This is a genomic window from Streptomyces sp. NPDC003635, from assembly GCF_053587635.1.
The window spans coordinates 1-1,781 of the sequence record NZ_JBSFOK010000122.1; the positions used below are offsets into that span (position 1 = coordinate 1).

Genomic DNA, 1,781 nt, shown 5'->3' on the forward strand with positions numbered 1-1,781 from the left:
CCTCCGCCCAAGCCGTCACCGTCGTCGACCCACCCCCACCACCGTCCGGCATGAAGGTGACGTCCACCCAGTCGTTGTCGGTCATGCCGAGGCCGTCCCAGAAGGTGCCGTCCGCGACGTCGATGCCGGCCGGGTTGGCGGCCCGCCGGCCGAACTCGTCGAGCCCGCCGTTGTAGCCGTTGAGGTACGCCGCCTGCGCCTCGGGCGTGCCCTGCGGAAGGTCCCGCCACATCTCCCGCTGCGACGACGGGTTCCAGTAGTCGTCGCGGGTGTTCCACGGGCCGACGTCCCACACCGGCGCGGTCTCGCACCGGCCCTTGTAGCAGAGGCGCACCTGGTACTCGCGGCCGCCGTTGGTCGCCAGCATGCGGCGGGAGGGCAGGGCCACGAAGTGGTCGCGGGGCTGGATGACATGGCCGTTGGCGGTGGTCTGTCCGACGAGACCCTCCCGGGTGGCGTACAGCCGGTAGGTGGGCCCGGATGCGGCCGCCGACATGCCGTTCTGCGGGGTCTGCTGCGGCTTGGGCTGCACGGTAGCGGCGGTGACGGTGACCGCGCGGACCGTCGGGGACGCCCCACCGGGGACGCCGAGCAGGGTGAGCCGGACCTGGAGCAGGGAGACCGCCTGCGGCAGCCGGACCGCCCCCGCCCCTTCCACGGTCCGCCACTGCGTCCAGGTGTCCGGATGGTTGCTGCCCCGGATCTCGGTCAGCACCTCGGTCCCGGCGGGGACGTCCGCCTGCGTCCGCACGGTGAACGCCGTGAGCTGGCGGCCGAGGCTGCGGCCCGGCGAGGTGTAGACGGCGTGGGAGGCGCCGGGCGCCGACGGGGTGCGGTGCCTGTTGTCCTCGACGGTGAGCCCGTCCGGACCCCGGCCGACATTGCCCTGTTCGGCTCCGGGCCCCGCCAGGTCGATGCGCCAGCTGCCCCGCTGATCCTGTGCGGCGGCGGGCGGTGCCGCCAGTCCGGTCAGGACGAGCAGCAGACACAGGATCTGTGTGGCCCACAGCGGCTTGTGCCACTGGGCACGCACGGATGCGACACGCACGGGTTCCCCCTCGGTGGATGCGGACGGCGGTCGGAAGCGGACGACGGTCCAGGACTACCGCCCGGCGCGGGCACCGTCTCTCCGCAAACTTCCGGATGCCGCGCGGCAGGTGAGCGCCGCTAGCGTCCGTGGCCCACGGCTCGTCGGAAGCCGCTGTCCCCTGGGAGGAACTCCATGCGTCTTGGTCTGCGCGGCACGAACCTGCGGGCAGGGCTGCTGGCCGCGGCGGCCCTGCTGCTGCCCCTGGCGGTGGCCGCCCCCGGCCACGCGGCGACGAACGGCACCACCGCCTTCGCCGGCTCCTGCCCCGCCGCCGGCGTCGTCACCCAGGGCTACAGCAGCTCCCACGACGGAGTCGACATCGCCAATGGCCTCGGCACCCCGATCCACGCCGTCGGCGCGGGCGAGGTCATCGCCTCCGGACCGGCCCAGGGCTACGGCCAGTGGATCCGCATCCTGCACCCCGACGGCACCGTGACCGAGTACGGCCACATGTACCAGCGGGACGTGTCCGTCGGGCAGCAGGTGTCGGCCGGTCAGCGCATCGCCCTGATGGGCTCCGAGGGCGACTCCACCGGGGTTCACCTGCATCTGCGGGTTCGCGTCGGCACCTCCACCTCGGTCCGCGGCATCGACCCCGTCCCGTACCTGCGCGACCGCGGGGTCGGCCTGCCGTGCACGCCCGGCGGTGGTGGTGGGGGTGGGTCGACGACGGTGACGGCTTGGGCGGAGT

General features: G+C 73.6%; 2 protein-coding genes. One reads left to right on the top strand and one right to left on the bottom strand.

Features of this window, described 5'->3' with window-relative positions; translation table 11 throughout:
* On the bottom strand, positions 1 to 1,048 hold a 1,048-nt coding region (locus ACWDRW_RS40270; protein ID WP_451733557.1), incomplete at its 3' end, for an SH3 domain-containing protein.
* 174 nt (positions 1,049 to 1,222) lie between these two features.
* On the opposite strand from ACWDRW_RS40270, the gene ACWDRW_RS40275 reads away from it, so the two are divergent.
* Positions 1,223 to 1,781: M23 family metallopeptidase (locus ACWDRW_RS40275; RefSeq protein ID WP_451733560.1), on the top strand; the 559-nt coding region annotated here is incomplete at its 3' end.